This window comes from Microbacterium sp. NPDC056057 (genome assembly GCF_042266945.1).
GTDB lineage: Bacteria > Actinomycetota > Actinomycetes > Actinomycetales > Microbacteriaceae > Microbacterium > Microbacterium trichothecenolyticum_C.
Map to the genome: position 1 here is coordinate 365,178 of NZ_JBHJWS010000003.1, position 21,147 is coordinate 386,324.

The window sequence follows — 21,147 nt, forward strand, 5'->3', positions numbered from 1 at the left end:
TGGATGTCCTTGGCGACAGCCCCGAGGATCGGGGTCATGGGCGGCACCTTCGACCCCATCCATCATGGGCACCTGGTCGCCGCCAGTGAAGTGGCGCAGTGGTTCGACCTCGACGAGGTCGTCTTCGTTCCGACAGGCGAGCCCTGGCAGAAGGCTGACGTCTCGCCGAGCGAGCATCGCTATCTCATGACCGTCATCGCCACGGCATCCAACCCCCAGTTCACCGTCAGTCGCGTCGACATCGATCGCGACGGCCCCACCTACACCATCGACACGCTCCGCGATCTGAAGGCCCAGCGCCCGGACGCGGAGCTGTTCTTCATCACCGGTGCCGACGCCATAGCGCAAATTCTCAGTTGGAGGGACCATGATGAGTTGTGGGACCTCGCCCACTTCGTCGCGGTGTCCAGGCCTGGACACGTACTGAACACGGATGGCCTGCCCAGCGACGACGTCAGCCAGCTCGAGATCCCCGCCCTCGCCATCTCATCGACGGATTGCCGCGACCGAGTTCAGCGAGGACACCCCGTGTGGTACCTCGTCCCCGACGGGGTCGTCCAATACATTGCGAAGCACCATCTCTACCGGAGCAAGGAATGAGTACACCCGAGCACCCGGCGACGCCAGCCCTCACACGTAAGCAGATCCGTGAACTGCGCAACACGGGGTCCACCCCCGTGATCACGGCGACCCCAGACGACGACGAGGCCATCGAGACCGCGGCCGCGCCCGTCGTGGCGCCGCCTGTCGACGCCGCGGTGTCGGCCCCGCCTCCCGCACCCATCGCCGCCGCGCCGTTCCCGCGCCCGTCCGAGCCCGCCGCCGTGGCGCCGGCGCCCGTTCCCGACTCCGCCGTGGACCTGGGCGTGTCTCCGCTCACCCGCCGCCAGGCGCGCCAGCAGGAGCGCATCCGCACCGCTTCGGTGCCGGTGATCACGCCGGAGGTCGTCGCCGCCCACGCGGCCGCCACCGGCGGCACCGCCCCGACGTTCGCGTTCCCCGTCGCCCCGCCGCCCGTGGCGCCGTTCGACGAGCCCGCGCCGTCGCTGTTCACCCCTGCCCCTGACGAGTCGCCGGTATCGACCGACAGCGGCATGCACGCGCTGTTCGGCCTTCCGCGCGAGGCGGAGCCCACGCCGGCCCCCGCGCCGAGCTGGCAGCAGGCCGCGCCCGTCGCCCCCGTCCCGGTTCCCGCGTTCGCGGAACAGCCTCCGGTGCCCGAGGTCGAGGACCGCCCGTTCGACAGCGTGTTCGGCGCCTCCGCCGATGAAGAGCCCGACGCCGAAGCGGTTCCTGCGGCGCCGAAGGCCGTCAGCCCGCTCCTCGGCGCCAGTCTGCTCGACGCCGCGCCCGGCGCGGGCGAGCCCGCTGCCGTCGAGTTCCCGCCGTCGTTCGACCAGCTGCTCACGCGCACGACCGGTGCCATCGCGATCCCCAACGCGCTGATCGTGTCGCAGGCGCCGGAGGTGGCGCCCCTCGTGGCGCCCGTCACCGCCACGGGCGAGGTCATCGTCACCGGCACCTTCAACCTGCCCGAGGGCCTCGGCTCCACCGGCCACGCGAAGGGCACCGCCGACGGCAAGGAGATCGACGCCACGCTGGTCGACGGCGAGCTGCCGTCGCACTCGTCGCCGACGCCGATCGCCGCGAGCGCCGCGGTGAGCACCGCGAAGGCGCCGGGCGACGTCATCAAGCCCCCGGTGCCCGAGAAGGGCGGCAAGCTCATGATGTCGCTCGCGATCACCGCGGGCGTGCTGGCCCTCGCCCTGGTCGGCGTTCTCATCCTCGCCTTCGTGACAGGAGTCTTCTGATGGTGGCGAGCGCGCAGTCGCACGACATGGTCCAGATCGCCGCGGCCGCGGCGGACGCCAAGGGCGGCGAGGATCTCGTCGCCCTCGACGTGTCCGAGCCCCTTCCGCTCGTCGACATCTTCCTGCTCGTCACCGGACGCAGCGAGCGCAACGTGGCGGCGATCGCCGACGAGATCGAGGACAAGCTGCTCGAAGCCGGTCACAAGCGGCTGCGCCGCGAGGGCCGTGAGGAGTCGCGGTGGATCCTCATCGACTTCGGCGACCTGGTGGTGCACGTGTTCCACGAGCAGGAGCGCGTCTACTACGGCCTCGAGCGGCTGTGGAAGGACTGCCCGGTCGTGCCCATCGCCCTCCCGGCCCGGGCCACCGTCGAAGAGTGATCCTGGTACGGAGCACCCTTCGGAGTGTTGTAAGCTAGACGAGTTGCCCCGCGCGAGCGGGAACAGCGTCTGGGCCTGTGGCGCAGCTGGTAGCGCACCTGCATGGCATGCAGGGGGTCAGGGGTTCGAGTCCCCTCAGGTCCACCGAAAAGGCCGCCCGATCAGGGCGGCCTTTCGCTTTACCTGGACATCGCGACGCCTGCCGTCACCCGCCCATGCGCGGGTCATGGGTCGGGTCGGCGTAGGGCGCCGGACAGCCGTGATCGATCGCTTCCGGTCGCAGCTCGAAGTGCCAGGACTCGTTCCCGTAGGTCTGGCAGAGCCCGTAGGCGGCGCCGTGCGCGGTCAGCCAGTCCACGGCGTCGTACGAACCGACGTCGACCGCGTCGCCCGCCACGTGGGCAGAGGTGGTTGACGACGCCACCCAGCGAGCGGCCTCCTCCGCCGAGCCGTACTGAGACACGGCCTCCTGCAGCAGCCGGTCCTGGTACTCCGCAGAACGCCAGCCGCTGTTGACGAGGACGACGATGTCATCGGCGGCCGCGTCGTGCGACGCGCGCTGCAGCGCCTCTCGCAGACCGTGCGACAGACCCGCGATGCCCGGGTACGCCTCATCGAACGCCGTCGCACCGGAGGGAAGGAGCCCGTCGTCCTGGGCGACCGCACCGTCGGGAGCCGGCGGCGCGTCGGCGAGCGACGTGCCATCGACGATGCTGCCCGTCGGCACGGCGGCCGACGCCGACCGGTACACCGTGACACCGGCGATCGCGAGCGCGGCGACGAGGAGCGACACGAGCACGGCGCGGAGCACGCGCCGGGTTCTCGCAGGGACGGTTGCTGTGGGGATCATGCTCCCAGCTGACGCGCGCGCGTGTTGCGAGGGCGTAGGGGTTTTCGGATACGCGGACGATACGCGCCGGCTCGTACCATCGAGGGCATGCGCGTGCTGGTGGTGGAGGATGAGCCTCTGATGGCGGAAGCGATCCGCGACGGGCTGCGCCTCGAGGCGATCGCGGCCGACATCGCGGGCGACGGCGACACCGCGCTGGAGCTCCTGAGCATCAACGGCTACGACATCGCCGTGCTCGATCGCGACATTCCCGGCCCCTCGGGCGACGAGGTGGCGGCGCACATCGTGAGCTCGGGCAGCGGCATCCCGATACTGATGCTCACGGCCGCGGACCGTATCGACGACAAGGCGACCGGATTCGAGCTGGGCGCCGACGACTACCTCACGAAGCCGTTCGACCTGCAGGAGCTCGTGCTGCGGCTGCGGGCATTGGATCGTCGCCGCGGCCACAGCCGGCCGCCGGTCCGGGAGCTCGCGGGGCTCCGACTCGATGCGTTCCGGCGCGAGGTCTACCGCGACGACCGCTACATCGCCGTGACGCGCAAGCAGTTCGCCGTGCTGGAGGTGCTGATGAGCGCCGAAGGCGGCGTCGTGAGCGCCGAGGAGCTGCTCGAACGCGCGTGGGACGAGAACGCCGACCCCTTCACGAATGCGGTGCGCATCACGGTCTCGGCCCTGCGCAAACGACTGGGGGAGCCCTGGGTCATCGCCACGGTCCCCGGCGTCGGCTACCGGATCGACGTCGACGACAGCGCGCGGCATGACTAGGGCGCCCGGCATGAGCGTGCGGCTCAAGCTCACCCTGAGCTACGCCGGATTCCTGATGGTGGCCGGCGGGCTGCTGCTCGCCGTGGTGTGGGTCTTTCTTCTGAGATACGTTCCGGACGGGCAGATCACCGGCCCGGGGCCCTTCGTCCCGAATCGCGGCGACCTCATCCGCGCCTTCACGCCGGCGGCTTCCTGGGCGCTGGTCTTCCTCCTCGTGTTCGGACTGCTCGGCGGCTGGATCCTCGCCGGACGGATGCTGGCGCCGCTGGCGCGGATCACGGAGGCCACGCGCCTCGCCGCGAGCGGTTCGCTGTCGCATCGGATCGCTCTCCCCGGTCGCGAGGACGAGTTCCGCGAGCTGGCCGACAGCTTCGACGCGATGCTGTCGCGCCTCGAGGCGCACGTCGCCGAGCAGCGACGGTTCGCCGCGAACGCCTCGCACGAGCTGCGCACGCCGCTGGCGATCACCCAGACCCTGCTCGACGTCGCCCGCACCGACCCCGACCGGGACGTCGACGCGCTCATCGGGCGGCTCCGCGCGGTCAACACGCGCGCGATCGACCTCACCGAGGCGCTGCTGGTGCTCAGCCGGGCGGAGCAGGGCTCATTCGCCCGTGACGCGGTCGATCTGTCACTCGTCGCCGAGGAGGCCGTGGAGACGCTGCTGCCGCTCGCCGAGGCCCGAGGCGTGACCGTCCACGCGAGCGGCGTCGCCGCCTGGACCAGCGGCTCTTACGCGCTGCTGCTCCAGCTCGTGTCGAACCTGCTGCACAACGCCATCGTCCACAACCTCCCCGAGCACGGCACGGTCGACGTGATCACCTCCGCACGCGGCGACGTGGTGGAGCTCGTCGTCGAGAACACCGGCGAGGTGCTCAGCCCGGCGCGCGCAGCCACCCTGGTCGAGCCGTTCCAGCGCGGCAGCGAGCGTGCCCGCACCGGCGATCACGCCGGGGTCGGGCTGGGACTCGCGATCGTCCGGAGCATCGCGGAGGCCCACGGCGGGACGCTCGCGCTCATGGCCCCGCCGGAAGGAGGCTTGCGCGTCACGGTGCGGCTCGGCGCGCAGCATCCGTAATCCGCCCATTGCGCGGGTGCGGCGCGTCGACAAGGGTGGAACGCATGAGCGCTGTGACCCCGTTCCTGTGGTTCGACGATGCCGCCGAGGAGGCCGTCACGTTCTACACCGCGCTGATCCCGGACTCCGAGCTCGTCACGATCGACCGCTACCCGGACGAGGTGCCGGGCATGGGCGGCAAGGTCATGCACGTGCACTTCCGGCTCGGCGGCCGCGACTACTTCGGGATGGATGCCGGCCCGCAGTTCCCCTTCACCGAGGCCGTCTCGCTGTACGTCGCGTGCCACGACCAGGCCGAGGTCGACCGCTACTGGGATGCCCTCACCGCGCAGGGCGGTCAGGAGCAGCCGTGCGGCTGGCTCAAGGACCGGTGGGGCCTGTCATGGCAGATCATCCCCGACCGGCTGGTCGAGCTGATCCGCCACCCCGACCCCGACATCGCCCACCGCGCGGTGCAGGCGATGCTCCGGATGCGCCGCATCGACCTCGCGGCCCTCGAGGCGGCCGTGGCGGACGGATGAGACGCGACGCCCGGTGGGCGGCGGTCGGATGCCTCGTCCTGGCGCTGACCGCGTCAGCCGGGTGCACCGCCCCGGCTCCGTCGCCGGCGCCCTCGTCGCAGGCGCCCACGATCGGCCCGAGCACGGCTCCGGCAGCCGACACGTGGTGGCGTGCCGGATCGGTCACGGGAACCCTCGCGTCGGATCTGGTGGCGCCATGGTCGGTCGTGCCCCTCGACGGCGGGGGCGCGCTCATCTCCGAACGCGGCGACGGCACGGTGCTCGAGCTCACCGCGGACGGTGAGGTCCGCACGGTCGGCGTCATCCCCGGTGTGGTGTCCGGCGGCGAATCCGGCCTTCACGGCCTCGCCCTGCACGAGGCCGACGGCGCGCGCACGCTCTTCGCCTACTTCGGCGCGAGCGACGACAACCGCGTGGCACGGATGCCGCTGCTCGGCGAACCGGGATCCTTCGAGCTGGGCGAGCCCGAAGTCATCCTCGACGGCATCGCGCGGGCGAGCACCCACGACGGCGGACGCCTCGCGTTCGGGCCGGACGGCTACCTTTACGTCACGACGGGGGATGCGCAGCGCCGCGACGCCGCCCAGGACCGCGACGATCTCGGCGGCAAGATCCTGCGCGTCACCGTCGACGGCGACCCTGCCCCCGGAAACCCCTGGAGCACGCGCGTCTGGTCCATGGGACATCGCAACGTCCAGGGGATCGCGTGGACGGCGGACGGCACGATGTGGGCCAGCGAGTTCGGTCAGAACACCTGGGACGAGCTCAATCGCATCGAACCCGGCGCGAACTACGGCTGGCCGATCGTCGAGGGCATCTCCGGCCGGGAGGGCTTCACCGATCCCGTGGCGCAATGGCCGACGAGCGATGCGAGCCCGAGCGGGATCGCCACCCGCGGCGACACGGTCTTCATGGCGGGGCTCCGCGGAGAGCGGCTCTGGCAGATCGACACCGATGCCGGCGTGATGCGCGGCGAACCCGTCGCCGCGCTGGTGGGCGAGTACGGGCGACTGCGCGACGTGGTCGCGCCGACCGACGGGTCGCTGTGGCTCTTGACCAACAACACCGATGGGCGCGGCTCGCCGCGACCGGGCGACGATCTGCTCCTGCGGGTGGAGCTCGTCGAGGCGCCGTGACACGTGCGTCCGCGCGCACCCCGGCACGCTACGGTGAGAGCGTGACCTCGCAGCCCCGCTGTCCGCATTGTCGCCACTTCGTCTACCTGGACACCCTGAAGTGTCCGAACTGCGAAGCCGAGATCGGCTACCACATCCCGACGCGCGAGTTCTTCGGGCTCCGTCACGGCCAGGCCGTCATCGACGGCGAGACCTGGTACACCTGCTCGAACCGCGAGTGGGCGTGCAACTGGCTGGTGTGGGAGAACGCGCCCGCCGGTCGCTGCTTCTCCTGCCGGCTCACGCGCCGCCGTCCCGCGGCGGACGACACCGTCGCGCTCGAGAAGCTCGCGAAGACCGAAGAGGCGAAGCGCCGGCTCCTCCTGCAGCTCGCCGATCTGGGCCTGCCCATCGTCGGCTGGGACGTCGAGAAGGGCGGGCTCGGGTTCGACCTGATCTCCAGCCTTTCCGACGGCAAGCCGGTCACCATCGGGCACGCCAACGGCATCATCACGATCGACCTGGCCGAGAGCCTCGACGACCGCCGCGAGGCTCTGCGGGTACGGCTGGGCGAGCCGTACCGCACGATCCTCGGCCATCTGCGGCACGAGGTCGGTCACTACTACCAGAACGTCCTCCTCGCCGACGACGAGCTCTGGGCGCGTTGTCGCGAGCTCTTCGGCGACGAGCGCACGAGCTACCGCGACGCCCTGAAGCGCCACTACTCGTTCGGGGCCCCCTCCGACTGGCACGAGGCCTTCATCTCCGAGTACGCGACGATGCACCCGTGGGAGGACTTCGCCGAGACGTTCGCCCACTATCTCCACATCACCGGCACGCTGCAGACCGCCGCGGTCATCGGCATCCATCTCGATGCGTCCGTGACGAACCTCCGCGACACGGATGTCGTCCCGCTCGAGTCGTACGAGAACGAGCCGATCCAGCGGCTGCTCACCGATTGGGAGTGGCTGTCGCAGGCGTTCAACCGCATCAACCGGTCGATGGGCTTCGGCGACCTGTATCCGTTCACGATCGTCACGCCGGTGCGGCACAAGCTCGCCTTCGTCCACGACATCGTGACGCGCGCGCCGCTCAGCCCGGGGGAGCAGTACACGCTCGCGATGGCGGGTGCCGGGGCGGGGGAGACGGAGACGTCATGACCTCGTTCGCGCGGGGGCAGCGGGTGATCGGTGCGGCGACGCACTACGTCGAGAACCAGCCGCCCTGGCGCGTCGACGTCGACGAGTACGGACTGAACGCGCCCCTCGGCACGGCGGTGCGCGCGTTCGGGGCGGAGTGGGCCGAGGACGGCCTCCGCGAGGCCGGCGCGCTCGTCGGCTCGGGGCCGTTTCAGCGCGACGCGCATCTCGCGAACGTTCACACCCCGGTCGCCCACGCCCACGACCGGTGGGGCTTCCGCCTCGATGAGGTGGAATACGACCCGTCCTACCACCGCGTGATCGCCGAGGCGGTCGCGCGTGGCGCGCACACCTCGGCATGGGCGCAACCGCGGCCGGGGGCGCACGTCGCCCGCGCGGCGATGTTCATGCTGTTCGCGCAGGTCGAGCCGGGTCACGCGTGTCCGGTGTCGATGACGCACGCCGCGGTCGCCTCGATCGAGGGCTCTTCGTGGGTCGCCGACGAGTGGCTCCCGCGTCTGTACTCGCGCGAGTACGACCCCAGGCTCATCGTCGAGGGGGGCAAGGGGAGCGCCCTCATCGGGATGGCGATGACCGAGAAGCAGGGCGGCTCCGACGTCCGCGCCGGCACCACCGTCGGCGAGTCGATGGGCGGACACGCCTACCAGCTCACGGGGCACAAGTGGTTCTGCTCCGCCCCGATGTCGGACGGCTTCCTCGTGCTCGCCCACACGCGCAGCCGAGGCGTCGACGAAGGTCTCACCTGCGTCTTCGTGCCGCGCATCCTGTCGCCGCACGGCATGCGCAACGCGTTCCGCATCCAGCGGCTCAAAGACAAGCTCGGCAACCGCTCGAACGCCTCAGCGGAGGTCGAGTTCGACGGCACCATCGGGTTCTTGGTCGGCGAGCCCGGCCGGGGAGTCCGGGCGATCATCGAGATGGTCCAGCGCACGCGCCTCGACTGCGTCCTGGGCACCGCCGCGGGCATGCGGCAGTCGGTCGCCGAGGCGGTCTGGCACGCGCGCGGGCGTGAAGCCTTCGGCGCGCTCCTGGTCGACCAGCCCGCCATGACCGGCGTGCTCGCAGACCTCGCCCTCGAGTACGAAGCCGCGATGCTCACCGGCCTGCGCCTCGCGCAGCTCTTCGAGGCCGAGGCATCCGATCGCGACATCGCGCTCCGCCGTCTCGCCACGCCGGTGTCGAAGTACTGGGTGTGCAAGCGTGGCCCGCACCATGCCTACGAGGCGCTCGAGTGCCTCGGCGGCAACGGCTACACCGAGAGCTTCCCGCTCGCCCGCCGGTACCGCGAGCAGCCCGTCATGGCGATCTGGGAGGGCTCGGGCAACGTCATCGCCCTCGACGTGCTGCGGGCGCTCACGCGCGACCGCGAGTCGGGCGAGGCCTTCGCCGACGAGCTCGCGACCACGGCAGGCTCCTCGGCGGTCCTCGACCGGCACGTGGAACGCACCCTCGCCCTGCTGCGGCGTCTCGCGGCCGATCCGGACGAGGCACCGTCACAGGCGCGCCGACTCAGCGAGGACCTGGCGCTCGCGTTCCAGGCGTCCCTCATGCTGCGCCACGCGCCGGGGCAGGACGCCGACACGTTCATCGCCGCCCGCCTGGGCGAGGAACGCGGCGCGCAGTACGGTGTGCTGCCTTCGGGGACGGATGCCGCGGCCATCGTCGCGCGCCACTGATCGCCGTCCGCGCTTAGGCTGTTCGAGTGACTGCGGCGCGACGTTCCCTTCTGCTCGCCGCGGTCGTCGCAGCCGCGGCGATCGTCTGCGCGTCGTGTGCCGCGACCCCCACCGCGAAGCCGTCGCCGACCTCGTCGCCCTCGGTCACGATGACCTCGACGCCCGATGCGGCAGGTCTCTCGCCGGCCGAGCAGGCCGTCTCGTCGATGACGCTGCGGGAGCGCGCGGCGAGCGTCGTGATGGGGCACATTCCGACGACGGATGCCGCGGCCCTGCGCTCGTACATGGAATCCACCGGCGCCGGGGGCTTCCTGCTCATGGGCGCGAACATCCCCGAGGACGAGGCGGCACTCGAGGAGATCACCGCATCGCTCACCGTAGACCCGGCACAGCCGCCGCTCATCGCCATCGACCAGGAGGGCGGCGACGTGTCACGGCTGCCGTGGGACGATCTCCCGTCACCGCTCGAGCTGCAGCAGGCCGATCCCGCCACGGTGGAGGCGGCGTACGCGGGGCGCTCGGCGCTCGTGCGCCAGGCGGGCATCCCCGTCAACTTCGGCATCGTGGCGGACGTCACGGCCGACCCGGACTCGTTCATCCATCGTCGCGTCCTCGGCACGACCCCCGACACCGCGGCCGCCCACGTGGCCGCCGCGGTGAACGGCGAGAAGGGGAACGTCTTCTCGACGCTCAAGCACTTCCCGGGTCACGGCGCGGCCCCGGGGGACTCGCACTCCTCGATCCCGTCGACCCCGATGCCGCTCGATCAGTGGCGCGCCACCGACGCGTTGGCGTTCCAGGCGGGGGTCGATGCCGGCGCCGAGCTGCTGATGTTCGGTCATCTCGCCTACACGGCCGTCGATCCGGCGCCCGCGAGCCTGTCGCCCGAATGGCACCGCATCGCGCGGGACGAGCTCGGCTTCGACGGGGTGACGATCACCGACGACCTGGGCATGCTGCAAGGCTCCGGCCTTCCCGAATACGCCGACCCTGTGGCGAATGCCGTCAACGCCCTCGCGGCCGGCAACGACATGCTGCTGACCGTGGTCTCGTCAACGCCGGACACGGCCCCGCAGATCGTCGACGGCATCGTCGCGGCGGTGGAGTCGGGGGCGGTGCCGGCCGAGCGCCTCGAGGAGGCGGCGACTCGTGTGATGGAGCTGCGTCTCGCGGTCGCCCAGGCCGGGGACGACGAGCTCCCGTGCACGACCTGCGCCGATCCCGCCGAGTGACTCAGCTGCCCGCGATCTCGATGAGCCTGGCGCGGACGACCTGTCCGCGCTCGGCGAAGCCGCGCTGCTCCCGTACGTACGCCGCCTTGCCCTCCGCGGTCTCGATCGGGACGGGCGCGTAGCCCCAGTCCGCGAGATCGTACGGCGACGCCCGCATGTCGACAACACGGATGTCCCTGGCGAGCTCGAACGCGTCGAGCATCACCTCGCCCGGCACGAGGGGCCCGAGCTTGACCGCCCACTTGTACAGGTCCATGCCGGCGTGGAGGCAGCCGGGTTGCTCGAGCGCGGGCTGGGTCTCACGCGTGGGAGTGTCGCGGTTGCGCGGGACGGCGTCAGGCGTGAAGAAGCGGAACGCGTCGAAGTGCGTGCAGCGGAGGTCGTGCGCCTCGACCACCGCGTCGGTCGCGTCCTGTCCCAGCCGGAGCGGAACGGGATGCCGGTGCTCGCGCTGCCGGTACACCATGGCCCACTCGTGCAGGCCGAAGCACCCGAAGCCGGGTGCGCGGCCGGCGGTGGCCCGGAGGATCCGCCCCACGTTGGCCACGAGCGCGCCCCGCTCGGCGCGGAAGCCTTCACCGTCCACGGCGAGAGCGCCGGGCACGGTGCCGGGCCGGTACCAGCGCCATTCGGCGCGGGCGTCGGAGGCGGCATCCGCCAATTCGATGCCCTCACCGGGATGCCAACGGTGCAGGACGGCGGGCTTGTACGAGTAGTACGTGAAGAGGAAGTCCTCGACGGGGTGCTTCTCGCCGCGCGCGGCCCGGACGCGGTGCGCGGCCGTGAGCTCTCGGGCACGCTCCTCGTGCGCCGCCTCTCGCGCGCGCCAGACGCCGCCGGCGAGCACCGGGGCTTCAGGGGGCGCGATCGTCACCGTTCGAGGATACGCGGGCGCGCCTCGGCGGGCCCCGGGTGCGGATCAGGCCTCGACGGGCTCGATGAGTTCCGGAGAGTTGTTGCGGACGTTGCCGACATCCTTCGACACCTCGTGGTCGTCGAGGGTGTCGGCGAGGGCGGGAGCCGCGTCGATCGCCGCGTCGAGCACATCGCGCACGTTGTCGGTGGTCGGGTCGAGCCAGGCATCGGCGTGGTCGGGGTCGAGGAACAGCGGCATGCGGTCGTGGATCGAGCCGAGGTGGCCGATCGAGTCGCGGGTGAGGATCGTGAAGCTCAGCAGCCAGCGCTCGGGGTCGTCATCGCCCTTGGTCTTGTCGCGCCACCACTCGTACAGCCCGGCGAGGAACAGCGGCTCACCGTCGGCGGGATGGATGTAGTGCGGGATCTTCGTGCCGTCGACGTTCTTCCACTCGTAGTAGCCCGACACCGGCACCACCGCGCGGCGCTTCTCGAGCGCGCTGCGGAACATGGGCTTGTCTTCGAGTTCCTCCGCCCGGGCGTTGAACGCCCGCGCACCGATCTTGGTGTCTTTCGCCCACGACGGGATGAGTCCCCAGCGAGCGGCCTCGAGCCGGCGGGTCGGCGGCTCGGTCTTCGCCGAGTCGAGCACGATCGCGGCGCTGGCGGTCGGCGCCACGTTGAAGGACGGAGCCGGGAGATCGTCACCCTCGACGTCGACGCGCAGCACCCCGACGAGGTCGGAGCCGGCGCTGGCCACTACGAAGCGTCCGCACATGCGGCCAGCCTACGCGGGGCCACCGACGTCGGTGCAGGAGGGACCGATCAGGCCTCGAGTGCTCCGGCGGCACCGAGGACGCCGACATCCTCCAGCCGCTCCAGCAGGCCGGCGCCGTCGCTGTCGCTCACCCACGGCACCTCGGCGGCGGCGTGGTCGTTGACGGCGGTGCGCCCGCCCGCGAGGACCGCCTCGGCGGGGGAGAGGCGGCGGATGGCGACGGCCACGACCCGCGAAGGGTGCTCGTCGGTGAAGGTCGTGTAGATCGCGTCGTCGTGCTGGCCGTCGTCGCCGATGAGGAGCCACCGCACATGGGGGAACTCCTCGGCGAGGCGACGGAGGTTGGAGAGCTTGTGCGCCCTGCCGCTGCGGAACCAGCGATCGTGGGTCGGGCCCCAGTCGGTGAGCAGCAGCGAACCCGGCGGGAAGACGTGGCGGCTCAGGAACCGCATGAGGGTGGGCGCGATGTTCCACGCACCGGTGGAGAGGTAGATGAGCGGGGCGCCGGGGTTCTCGCGCACGACACGCTCCATCAGCACCGCCATGCCGGGGACCGGCTGGCGCGCGTGCTCGTTCACCACGAACGAGTTCCACGCCGCGAGGAGCGGGCGGGGGATGGCCGTGACCATGACGGTGTCGTCGACGTCCGACACGATGCCGAACGTGACATCCGGCGCGACGATGTAGGCCCGTGTCTCGACCGGCGTGCCGCCCTCCACCGACACCGTGAAGGTCTGCCAGCCGGGCTCGAGGTCCGCCGGGAGCTTCGTATCGATCACACCGCCCCGATCGGCGACCACGTCGTGGTCGACGCCCGCGATCGTCACCGTGACCTGGGCGTACCCGATGGGGACCGCCGCGAAGCTGCGCCAGCCGCGCACTCCGGCGTACTCGCCGGTGGTCGTCTGCTTCGCCGGCGGGACGATCATCACGCGTCCGAGGACGCGCACCCAACCGGGGCCCCCGTAGCCGGGGAAGGGCGTGACGGTGGGCGTCTGGCCCCGACGGCGCGCGCGCCGCTCACGCCACGCGTGGAACCGGTACTCCAGACGTGCGAGCCACAGGACCTTGGCGCGCGTGTTCTGGGCGTCGGTGTGGGGCACCCCTTCAGTCTTTCATGTCCGCCACAGGGGACTCGTCCGGGCCGTCGTGCTCGAGGTGCTTGCGCTCGGCCCGCTCGATGACCTTCTTGCTCACGAACACGAGCACCAGGAACAGCACGATGACGCCCACGAAGATGTAGCCCGCATAGTGCAGCTGGTCCGCGAGCTCGCGGTACGTGCCCGCGGCCACGGCCGCGACCGAGATGTAGAGCGTCGACCAGATCAGGCACGCCGGGATCGTCCATGCGAGGAAACGCCGGTACGGGTAGCCGCTCATTCCGACGGTGAGTGGCACGAGCGAGTGCAGCACGGGCAGGAACCGTGAGATGAAGATCGCGGGGCCGCCGCGACGTCGCAGGTATCTCTCCGAGCGCGCCCAGTTCTCCTCGCCGATACGGCGTCCGAGCTTCGAGTGCTGGATGCGCGGGCCGAGGTAGCGTCCGAGCCAGAACCCGATGCTCTCGCCGATGAGGGCGCCGATGACCACCGCGATGCCGAGGATCACGCCCTCGAGCACCGACGAGACCGCGGTGCCGGCGACGATCACGATCGTGTCGCCGGGAACGACGAGCCCGATCAGCACGCTGGTCTCGAGCATGATCGCGAATCCGGCGAGGAGCGTCCTGACGATCGGGTCGACGCTCTGGACGGCGTCGAGCAGCCACGTCAGGAACTCGTTCACGCCATGAGCCTAGAGCTCTGTGCACCCCTCTAACCTGGGAACATGACGGAGCCCCTCGCCGCCGCGGACGTCGCGCACTGGGTGGATCCGGCATCCGTCTTCAGCGCCGTCTTCAGAGGCGAGCCGCACTCCTTCTGGCTGGATGCCGGACCCGACGCCCGCGAGGGATGGAGCTGGATGGGCGCGGGGTCTCCGGACGACCCGGCGCAGGTGAAGGCGACGATCTGCACGGGCGTCACGGCTGCCGATGGCGAGAGCCCGTTGCGCGGGGGATGGGTGGGCTGGACCGGCTACGACGACGCCGCGGCGCGCGCGGGAGGGCCGGCGTCCCGCGAGGCCGACGGAGTCCCGCAGGACCTGTGGCTGCGGGTGGGACGTCTCGTCGCATTCGACCACGCGCATCAGAGCGTCCGCGTGTACGGCTCAGCGACGGAGGTCGATGAGCTCGCCGCCTCGGTCGCCGCGGCGACCGGCGCGCCCGTCCTGCCCTCACCTGCCCGGCGCGAGGCGGTCGCGCACGCCCGGCACCGCCCCGATGAGTACGCCGCCCTCATCGAACGCTGTCGCGACGCGATCCGCGAGGGCGACGCCTACCAGCTGTGCCTGACGACGCGCTTCGAGGTCGAGGCATCCGTCGATCCCGTCGCGGTCTATGCCCGCCTGCGGGCGGCCACGCCCGCACACCACGGGGGATTCATCCGCTCGGGCGACACCGCTCTGCTCAGCGCGAGCCCGGAGCAGTTCCTCCACGTAGAGGGAGCAGCCGACGGCAGTGCGGTGGTGCGCACGCGCCCGATCAAGGGCACCCGCCCGCGCGGCGCGGACGCGGGGGAGGACGCCGCGCTGGCGACCGAACTGCGCGCGAGCGAGAAGGAGCGCGCCGAGAACGTCATGATCGTCGACCTCATGCGCAACGACCTCTCGCGCGTGTGCGTGGCAGGCACCGTGGGCGTCGACGCGCTCCTCGAGGTCGAGTCGTACCCCGCGGTGCACCAGCTCGTGAGCACTGTGTCGGGCGAGCTCGCGACCGGCACGACCCTTGACGACCTGCTCGCGGCGACCTTCCCGGCGGGCTCGATGACGGGGGCGCCGAAGCTGTCCGCGATGACCATCCTGCACGGCCTGGAGGGCGCCCCGCGCGGTGTGTTCTCGGGCTGCTTCGGGTGGATCGGCGACGACGGCGCGCTCGATCTCGCGATGGTGATCCGCTCGATCGTCGTCAGGCCCGAGCGCGCGTACGTGGGTGCCGGCGGCGGCATCACGTGGCGATCGGATGCCGCGGCAGAGGTCGCCGAGGTCGGGATCAAGGCGCGCGGGCCCCTTGCCGCGCTGGGCGCCGCATTGCCGCCGGGCTGGTGAACCGCCCGTTCCGCTAACCTGGAAGACGCGCTTCGCGCGCTGCGCGCGCTTTCCGGCTTCCATGATTGGCACTTTCCACGTGAGTCAGACCGAAACCTCCGACACCTCTGCGCCCACAGAGGGCTACGACGCCTACTCGATCCAGCAGAAGTGGCAGGCACGCTGGGCCGAGGCCGACCCGTTCCGCGCCGGCGGCGCCGACGACACGCGCCCCCGCAAGTACGTGCTCGGCATGTTCCCGTACCCCTCCGGGGACCTCCACATGGGCCACGCCGAGAGCTACGCCTACGTCGACATCGTCGCGCGGTTCTGGCGTCACCGCGGCTACAACGTCCTGAACCCGATCGGGTGGGACTCGTTCGGCCTCCCCGCCGAGAACGCGGCGATCCAGCGCGGGGCCGACCCGCGCGAGTGGACCTACGCGAACATCGAGCAGCACAAGAAGAGCTTCCGCGAGTACGGGTCCTCGTACGACTGGAGCCGCATCCTCCACACGAGCGACCCCGAGTACTACCACTGGAACCAGTGGCTGTTCCAGCGCCTCTACGAGCGCGGCCTGGCCTACCGCAAGGAGAGCCCGGTCAACTGGTGCCCCAACGACCAGACCGTGCTCGCCAACGAGCAGGTCGTCGACGGCCACTGCGAGCGCTGCGGCGCCGAGGTGATCAAGAAGAAGCTCACGCAGTGGTACTTCAAGATCACCGAGTACGCCGACCGCCTGCTCGACGACCTCAACCAGCTCGAGGGCTTCTGGCCGCAGAAGGTCATCCGCATGCAGCGGAACTGGATCGGCCGCTCGGTGGGCGCCGACATCGACTTCGAGATCGAGGGCCGCGCCGAGAAGGTCACCGTCTTCTCGACCCGACCCGACACCCTGCACGGCGCGACCTTCATGGTCGTGGCCCCCGACAGCGACCTGGCCGCCGAGCTCGCCGCCGGCTCGTCGGCCGACGTGCGCATGCGCTTCCAGGACTACCTCGAGAGCGTCCAGCGCGAGACCGAGATCGAGCGCCAGAGCACCGATCGCCCGAAGACCGGCGTCTTCCTCGACCGCTTCGCCGTCAACCCCGTCAACGGGGAGCGCCTGCCCATCTGGGCCGCGGACTACGTGCTGGCCGACTACGGCCACGGCGCCGTCATGGCCGTGCCCGCACACGACCAGCGCGACCTCGACTTCGCGCGGGCGTTCGACCTGCCCGTCAAGGTCGTCGTCGACACCACGGCGCCGATCACGGGCGCGATCCCGGTCATCGAGCTCGACGAGGAGGGTGTGCCGATCGATCCGGGCCCTCTCGAGACACTGTCCGACCTGGACCCCGCGACGACCGGCATCGCGCTGACCGGCGAGGGGCGCCTCATCAACTCGGGTTCGCTCGACGGACTCTCCAAGCGCAACGCCATCGCGCGCATCATCGAGCAGCTCGAGGCCGCCGGTGCCGGGCGCGCCGCGAAGTCGTATCGCCTCCGCGACTGGCTCATCTCGCGCCAGCGGTTCTGGGGCACGCCGATCCCGATGATCCACACCGAGGACGGCCGCATCGTGCCCGTCCCCGAGGACCAGCTGCCGCTGCGCCTGCCCGACGCGCACGGACTCGACCTCGCACCCAAGGGCACGTCGCCGCTCGGCGGCGCGACGGAGTGGATGAAGGCCACGGACCCGGAGACGGGCGAGCCTGCGCTCCGCGACCCCGACACGATGGACACGTTCGTCGACAGCTCGTGGTACTTCCTCCGCTTCCTGGCGCCGAACGACCCGAACGAGGCGTTCCCGTCGCGCGAGGCGGACCGCTGGGCCCCCGTCGACTCGTACATCGGCGGCGTCGAGCACGCGATCCTGCACCTGCTCTACGCGCGGTTCATCACCAAAGTCCTCTTCGACATGGGCCTCATCGACTTCACGGAGCCCTTCTCGAGCCTCATCAACCAGGGCATGGTGCTCCTCGACGGCTCGAAGATGTCGAAGTCCAAGGGCAACCTCGTCGAGTTCGCGTCGAGCATGGTCGACCCCGGCGCCGACGCGGTGCGCACGGCGATCGCGTTCGCCGGACCGGTCGAGGACGACATCAACTGGGAGGACGTGTCGACCACGGGTGCCCAGAAGTTCCTCGCCCGCGCCTGGCGTGTCGCCTCGGACGTCACGAGCGATCCCGACGTGGTGTGGGCCGAGGGCGACGTCTCGCTGCGTCGTGTGACCCACCGCCTCCTCGCGGACGCTCCGGGCCTCGTCGAGCAGACCAAGTTCAACGTCGTCGTGGCGCGCCTCATGGAGCTGGTCAACACGACGCGCAAGGTCATCGACACCGGCGCCGGACCCGCCGACCCCGCCGTTCGCGAGGCCGCCGAGGCCACGGCGATGATCCTCGACCTGTTCGCTCCGCACCTCGCGGAGGAGATGTGGGAGATCCTCGGGTACGACCGGTTCGTCGGCCTGGTGCCGTGGCGCACCGCCGACCCGACCCTCCTCGTCGAGGAGAGCGTCACCGCGGTCGTGCAGGTCGACGGCAAGGTGCGCGGCACCCTCAGGGTGCCCGCCCGCATCGACGCCGCCGAGCTCGAGCGACTCGCCCGCGCCGATGAGAAGGTCGTGCGCTCGCTCGCAGGGCGCGAGATCACGCGGGTGGTCGTCCGCCCGCCCAAGGTCGTGAGCTTCAGCACGCACTGAGCCTCCTCCACAGGAGGACCGGGTCCCGGGGGTATGCACATCCCCGGGACCCGCTGCGTCTCCGGCCCCTCTCGCCTCCTAGCGTGGGTCCGTGACAGCCGGCGACCGCTCCGAGGGCGCGTCGCCCGAGCACCTCGCCGCGCGGCGCCGTTTCGGGATCGGCGCCGTCGTCGTGCTCGTGATCGCCGCGCTGGCGATCACCGTCGGGATCGGCATCCTTCGCGGCGCGATGGCACCTGTCGACGAGGTGGTCATCGACCAGACGCCCGCGGCCGCGGTGACACCCGCGTCCAGGCTCTACGTGCACGTCTCGGGTGCGGTGCGCACCCCTGGCCTGTTCGTGCTCCCGATGGGCTCCCGCGTCGTCGATGCGATCGCGGCCGCCGGCGGGTTCGCCGATGACGCGGACCGCGACGCGGTCAACCTGGCGCGCACGCTCGACGACGGCGAACAGCTGCCGGTGCCGCGCGAAGGGGAGGCGCCGTCGACCACGGGCGCACCCGGACCCGCAGCACCGGCCGACGCGCGCGTCGATCTCAATTCGGCGGACGCGACGGTCCTCGAGACGCTGCCTCGCATCGGTCCGGCGCTGGCAGAGCGCATCATCGCGTGGCGCGACGACAACGGCGGGTTCACGAGCATCGAGGATCTGCTCGCCGTGCCCGGCATCGGCGACAAGATGCTCGAGTCGCTGCGCGACCTCGTGACGGTGTGACGTGCGTCGCCGGCTCGGGCTGCGGCTGGTCCCGGTCGCGGCAGCATGCTGGGCTGTCGCCGCCGCCGCGATCCTCGCTCCTGCAGCATCGCCCTGGATCGCTCTGACCCTCTGGGCGCTCGTCCTCGGCCTGACCACGGCTGTCCTGAGCCTGAGCACACGCGATGGCCTTCCGTCTCGCCACGGCGGCGCACAGGCGCGCTTCCGGATGCCTCGGGCCGCTGTGCGCCGTACGCTCGTGGTCGTCGTGCTCGCGGGGGCGGCTTCCGCGGCCGCCGCGTCGCACGTCGCCCTCGCACAGCCGGCCCGGACCGCCGTCGAGGATCTCGCCCTCACCGGCGGCCGGGCCGTCGCCATCCGCGCGGACGTCACCGGCAAGATCGAGCGACGCGCCGACGGCTCGCTCGCCTTCGATGCCGTGGCGTCGCGCGTGACGATCGGCGATGAGATCTACGGCGCAGGGGTCGAGATCGCCGTGCGCGTCTCGCCTGCCGACGTCGACCGCCCCTGGCAGCTCGACGTCGGCTCCACCGTCGACGCCCACGGCACCGCGAAGCCCGGGCGCCCGGGGGAGCGAGCGGTGCTCGAGGTGTGGGCGTCGCGCGGGGTCGAGGTGGTGCAGCCGCCGGGCGGCGTCTCAGCGGTCGCCGGCGGCTTGCGTCGAGGCCTCGTCGCGGCGGTGCACGGTCTGCCCGGCGAGGGCGCGGGGCTCGTCCCGGGTCTCGCAGTGGGCGACACATCGATCGTGTCGCCGTCCCTGGATGCGGCGATGAAGGAGTCCTCGCTGTCGCATCTCACCGCCGTGTCGGGCGCCAACTGCGCGCTCGTCGTCGGCATCGCGTTCGCCCTCGCCGCCGCACTCGGTGCCTCGAGGAGGCTTCGCGTCGCCTGCGGAGTCGCGGTCCTCGCCGGCTTCGTGATCCTGGTCACGCCCGAGCCGAGCGTCGTGCGCGCGGCGGCGATGGCCGCGATCGCGATGCTCGCCGTGCTGCTCGGCCGCGCCGGTGCGGGTATGGCCTTGCTGTCGGTCGCTGTCGCCCTGCTCCTCGTGCTGGATCCGTGGCTCGCCGCTTCGCTCGGATTCGCGCTGTCGGCCGTGGCGACGGCGTCTCTGCTGCTGTGGGCGCGCCCGCTCGCCACCGGCCTGGCCAGAGCAGTCCCGCGGCCGCTGGCACTCGCCCTCGCGGTGCCGCTCGCCGCCCAGCTCGCGTGCGGCCCGCTCCTGATCCTCATCGAGCCGACGGTGCCCGTCTACGGTGTGCTCGCGAACCTCCTCGCCGGTCCCGCGGCACCAGCGGCGACCGTGCTCGGGCTCGCGGCGTGTCTCAGCGCCCCGCTGCCGTGGCTGCAGTCGGGTCTCGCGGCACTCGCCTGGCTGCCGGCATCGTGGATCGCCGCGACGGCGACGACCGCATCGGCGCTCCCCGCCGACGCACTGCCCTGGCTGGAGGGCATCCCCGGCGCGGTGGCCCTCGCGGGGGTCGGCCTGGTGATCGGGCTCGCGATCGCGCTCGACCGCGGCGGCTCACGGGCTCGACGGGCCACACGCGGGACCGCGATCGTGGTCGTCGCCGTGCTGACCGGTGGCGGGCTCGGCGCCGGAGCCCTGACCAGGGTCGCCGGGCGATGGACACTGCCCGGCACCTGGGCGGTGCTCGCGTGCGACGTCGGCCAAGGAGATGCCGTCCTGCTCCGCTCGGAGGGTGCCGTCGCGCTGATCGACACCGGGCCCGACCTCGAACCGCTCGCCGCCTGCCTCTCGCGTGCCGGCATCGATCGCATCGACCTGCTCGTCCTCACCCACTACGACCTCGACCACATCGGCGGGCTCGACGCGGTGCGCGGTCGTGTCGGCACGGTGCTCCACGGACCGGGCGACGGGACGGGGCAGGCCGCGATCGCCTCGCTGACGGCGCGGGGAGCGCGGGCGACCGAGGCGTCGGCCGGGCTCAGCGGATCGCTGGGAGGTGCACGGTGGCGGGTGCTCTGGCCGAAGGCCGGCAGCCGCGCCTTCCCGTCCGGGAACGATGCGAGCGTCGTACTCGACGTCCGAGGCGGCGGCATCCCGCCGACCCTCCTGCTCGGCGACCTCTCTGCCTCGCCACAGCGGCTGCTGACGGCATCGGGGGCGCTGGATCCCCCCTACGCGATCGTCAAGACCGCTCATCACGGCAGCGCCGATCAGGACGCAGGACTCTACGCCGCCGCACGGCCGTCGATCGCGCTCGTCACAGTGGGCGCCGACAACGACTACGGGCATCCGCGCGACGAGGCGCTGAAGATCCTGGCTGACGTCGACGCGAAGATCCTGCGCACCGACCGCGACGGCGCGATCGCGCTGTGGAGCGCCGAGACCGGCGCGGTGTCCATGTGGCGCGACAGCGGCGGATGAGGGGGGAGGC

The 21,147-nt window shown here is 71.5% G+C and carries 19 protein-coding genes and 1 tRNA gene; 15 read left to right on the forward strand and 5 right to left on the reverse strand.

All coding sequences use genetic code 11. The features are described from left to right. The first annotated feature begins 3 nt into the window (after nt 1-3). The 4 genes from nadD to ACFC1K_RS13810 all read left to right on the forward strand — a co-directional run bounded on the left by nadD (nt 4) and on the right by ACFC1K_RS13810 (nt 2,335). A complete protein-coding gene (nadD, locus tag ACFC1K_RS13795) occupies nt 4-600 on the forward strand; it encodes a nicotinate-nucleotide adenylyltransferase (RefSeq protein ID WP_310291056.1) in 597 nt (198 codons plus the stop codon). After that, entirely contained in the window at nt 597-1,811 is a 1,215-nt protein-coding gene (locus tag ACFC1K_RS13800; RefSeq protein ID WP_375872055.1) for a hypothetical protein, read from the forward strand. The genes nadD and ACFC1K_RS13800 overlap by 4 nt, the downstream gene beginning before the upstream one ends. Further along, nucleotides 1,811-2,191, forward strand: a complete 381-nt coding sequence (rsfS, locus tag ACFC1K_RS13805) for a ribosome silencing factor (protein ID WP_310291054.1) — start codon at nt 1,811-1,813, stop codon at nt 2,189-2,191. Before ACFC1K_RS13800 ends, rsfS begins: the two co-directional genes overlap by 1 nt. 71 nt (nt 2,192-2,262) lie before the next feature. Further along, nucleotides 2,263-2,335: transfer RNA gene (locus ACFC1K_RS13810), tRNA-Ala, on the forward strand. Between the two features lie 61 nt (nt 2,336-2,396). Here ACFC1K_RS13810 and ACFC1K_RS13815 read toward each other — a convergent pair. Continuing rightward, the gene (locus ACFC1K_RS13815; protein ID WP_375872056.1) at nt 2,397-3,041 is read right to left on the reverse strand and encodes a M15 family metallopeptidase; all 645 of its coding nucleotides are present in this window, start codon (nt 3,039-3,041) and stop codon (nt 2,397-2,399) included. An 87-nt stretch (nt 3,042-3,128) separates the two neighbouring features. Here ACFC1K_RS13815 and ACFC1K_RS13820 point away from each other — a divergent pair, with 87 nt between their 5' ends. Genes ACFC1K_RS13820 through ACFC1K_RS13850 form a run of 7 tightly spaced genes read left to right on the forward strand, consistent with a single transcriptional unit; the run spans nt 3,129 to nt 10,591 of the window. Next, on the forward strand, nt 3,129-3,809 hold the full coding sequence (locus ACFC1K_RS13820; protein ID WP_375872057.1) for a response regulator transcription factor: 681 nt from the start codon (nt 3,129-3,131) through the stop codon (nt 3,807-3,809). Between the two features lie 10 nt (nt 3,810-3,819). After that, a complete protein-coding gene (locus ACFC1K_RS13825) occupies nt 3,820-4,887 on the forward strand; it encodes a sensor histidine kinase (protein ID WP_375872058.1) in 1,068 nt (355 codons plus the stop codon). Nucleotides 4,888-4,931: 44 nt separating this feature from the next. After that, entirely contained in the window at nt 4,932-5,408 is a 477-nt protein-coding gene (locus tag ACFC1K_RS13830) for a VOC family protein (RefSeq protein WP_375872059.1), read from the forward strand. Beyond that, the gene (locus tag ACFC1K_RS13835) at nt 5,405-6,544 is read left to right on the forward strand and encodes a PQQ-dependent sugar dehydrogenase (RefSeq protein WP_375872060.1); all 1,140 of its coding nucleotides are present in this window, start codon (nt 5,405-5,407) and stop codon (nt 6,542-6,544) included. Before ACFC1K_RS13830 ends, ACFC1K_RS13835 begins: the two co-directional genes overlap by 4 nt. 41 nt (nt 6,545-6,585) lie before the next feature. Next, entirely contained in the window at nt 6,586-7,683 is a 1,098-nt protein-coding gene (locus tag ACFC1K_RS13840) for a putative zinc-binding metallopeptidase (protein WP_375872061.1), read from the forward strand. Next, nucleotides 7,680-9,359: an acyl-CoA dehydrogenase family protein gene (locus ACFC1K_RS13845; RefSeq protein ID WP_375872062.1), complete on the forward strand. Its 1,680-nt coding sequence runs from the start codon at nt 7,680-7,682 to the stop codon at nt 9,357-9,359. Before ACFC1K_RS13840 ends, ACFC1K_RS13845 begins: the two co-directional genes overlap by 4 nt. A 26-nt stretch (nt 9,360-9,385) precedes the next feature. Next, entirely contained in the window at nt 9,386-10,591 is a 1,206-nt protein-coding gene (locus ACFC1K_RS13850) for a glycoside hydrolase family 3 N-terminal domain-containing protein (RefSeq protein WP_375872063.1), read from the forward strand. Between the two features lies 1 nt (nt 10,592). On the opposite strand, the gene ACFC1K_RS13855 is transcribed toward ACFC1K_RS13850, so the two are convergent. The 4 genes from ACFC1K_RS13855 to ACFC1K_RS13870 are packed head-to-tail and all read right to left on the reverse strand — an operon-like array spanning nt 10,593 to nt 14,009. Beyond that, on the reverse strand, nt 10,593-11,465 hold the full coding sequence (locus ACFC1K_RS13855) for a 3-methyladenine DNA glycosylase (protein WP_375872064.1): 873 nt from the start codon (nt 11,463-11,465) through the stop codon (nt 10,593-10,595). Nucleotides 11,466-11,510: 45 nt separating this feature from the next. Next, the gene (locus tag ACFC1K_RS13860; RefSeq protein WP_310246825.1) at nt 11,511-12,224 is read right to left on the reverse strand and encodes an SOS response-associated peptidase; all 714 of its coding nucleotides are present in this window, start codon (nt 12,222-12,224) and stop codon (nt 11,511-11,513) included. A 47-nt stretch (nt 12,225-12,271) separates the two neighbouring features. Beyond that, complete coding sequence (locus tag ACFC1K_RS13865; RefSeq protein ID WP_310291034.1) at nt 12,272-13,327, reverse strand: phosphatase domain-containing protein; 1,056 nt, start codon at nt 13,325-13,327, stop codon at nt 12,272-12,274. Nucleotides 13,328-13,331: 4 nt separating this feature from the next. Continuing rightward, nucleotides 13,332-14,009, reverse strand: a complete 678-nt coding sequence (locus tag ACFC1K_RS13870; RefSeq protein ID WP_375872065.1) for a DedA family protein — start codon at nt 14,007-14,009, stop codon at nt 13,332-13,334. Between the two features lie 42 nt (nt 14,010-14,051). Here ACFC1K_RS13870 and ACFC1K_RS13875 point away from each other — a divergent pair, with 42 nt between their 5' ends. The 4 genes from ACFC1K_RS13875 to ACFC1K_RS13890 all read left to right on the forward strand — a co-directional run bounded on the left by ACFC1K_RS13875 (nt 14,052) and on the right by ACFC1K_RS13890 (nt 21,137). Beyond that, entirely contained in the window at nt 14,052-15,368 is a 1,317-nt protein-coding gene (locus ACFC1K_RS13875; protein ID WP_375872066.1) for an anthranilate synthase component I family protein, read from the forward strand. A gap of 61 nt (nt 15,369-15,429) precedes the next feature. After that, nucleotides 15,430-18,030 carry a leucine--tRNA ligase gene (leuS, locus tag ACFC1K_RS13880; protein WP_375872067.1) on the forward strand — a complete coding sequence of 867 codons (2,601 nt, stop codon included), beginning with the start codon at nt 15,430-15,432 and terminating at the stop codon, nt 18,028-18,030. A 157-nt stretch (nt 18,031-18,187) separates the two neighbouring features. Next, nucleotides 18,188-18,745: a helix-hairpin-helix domain-containing protein gene (locus ACFC1K_RS13885; protein ID WP_375872408.1), complete on the forward strand. Its 558-nt coding sequence runs from the start codon at nt 18,188-18,190 to the stop codon at nt 18,743-18,745. Between the two features lies 1 nt (nt 18,746). Then, on the forward strand, nt 18,747-21,137 hold the full coding sequence (locus tag ACFC1K_RS13890) for a ComEC/Rec2 family competence protein (protein WP_375872068.1): 2,391 nt from the start codon (nt 18,747-18,749) through the stop codon (nt 21,135-21,137). Nucleotides 21,138-21,147: the final 10 nt, after the last annotated feature.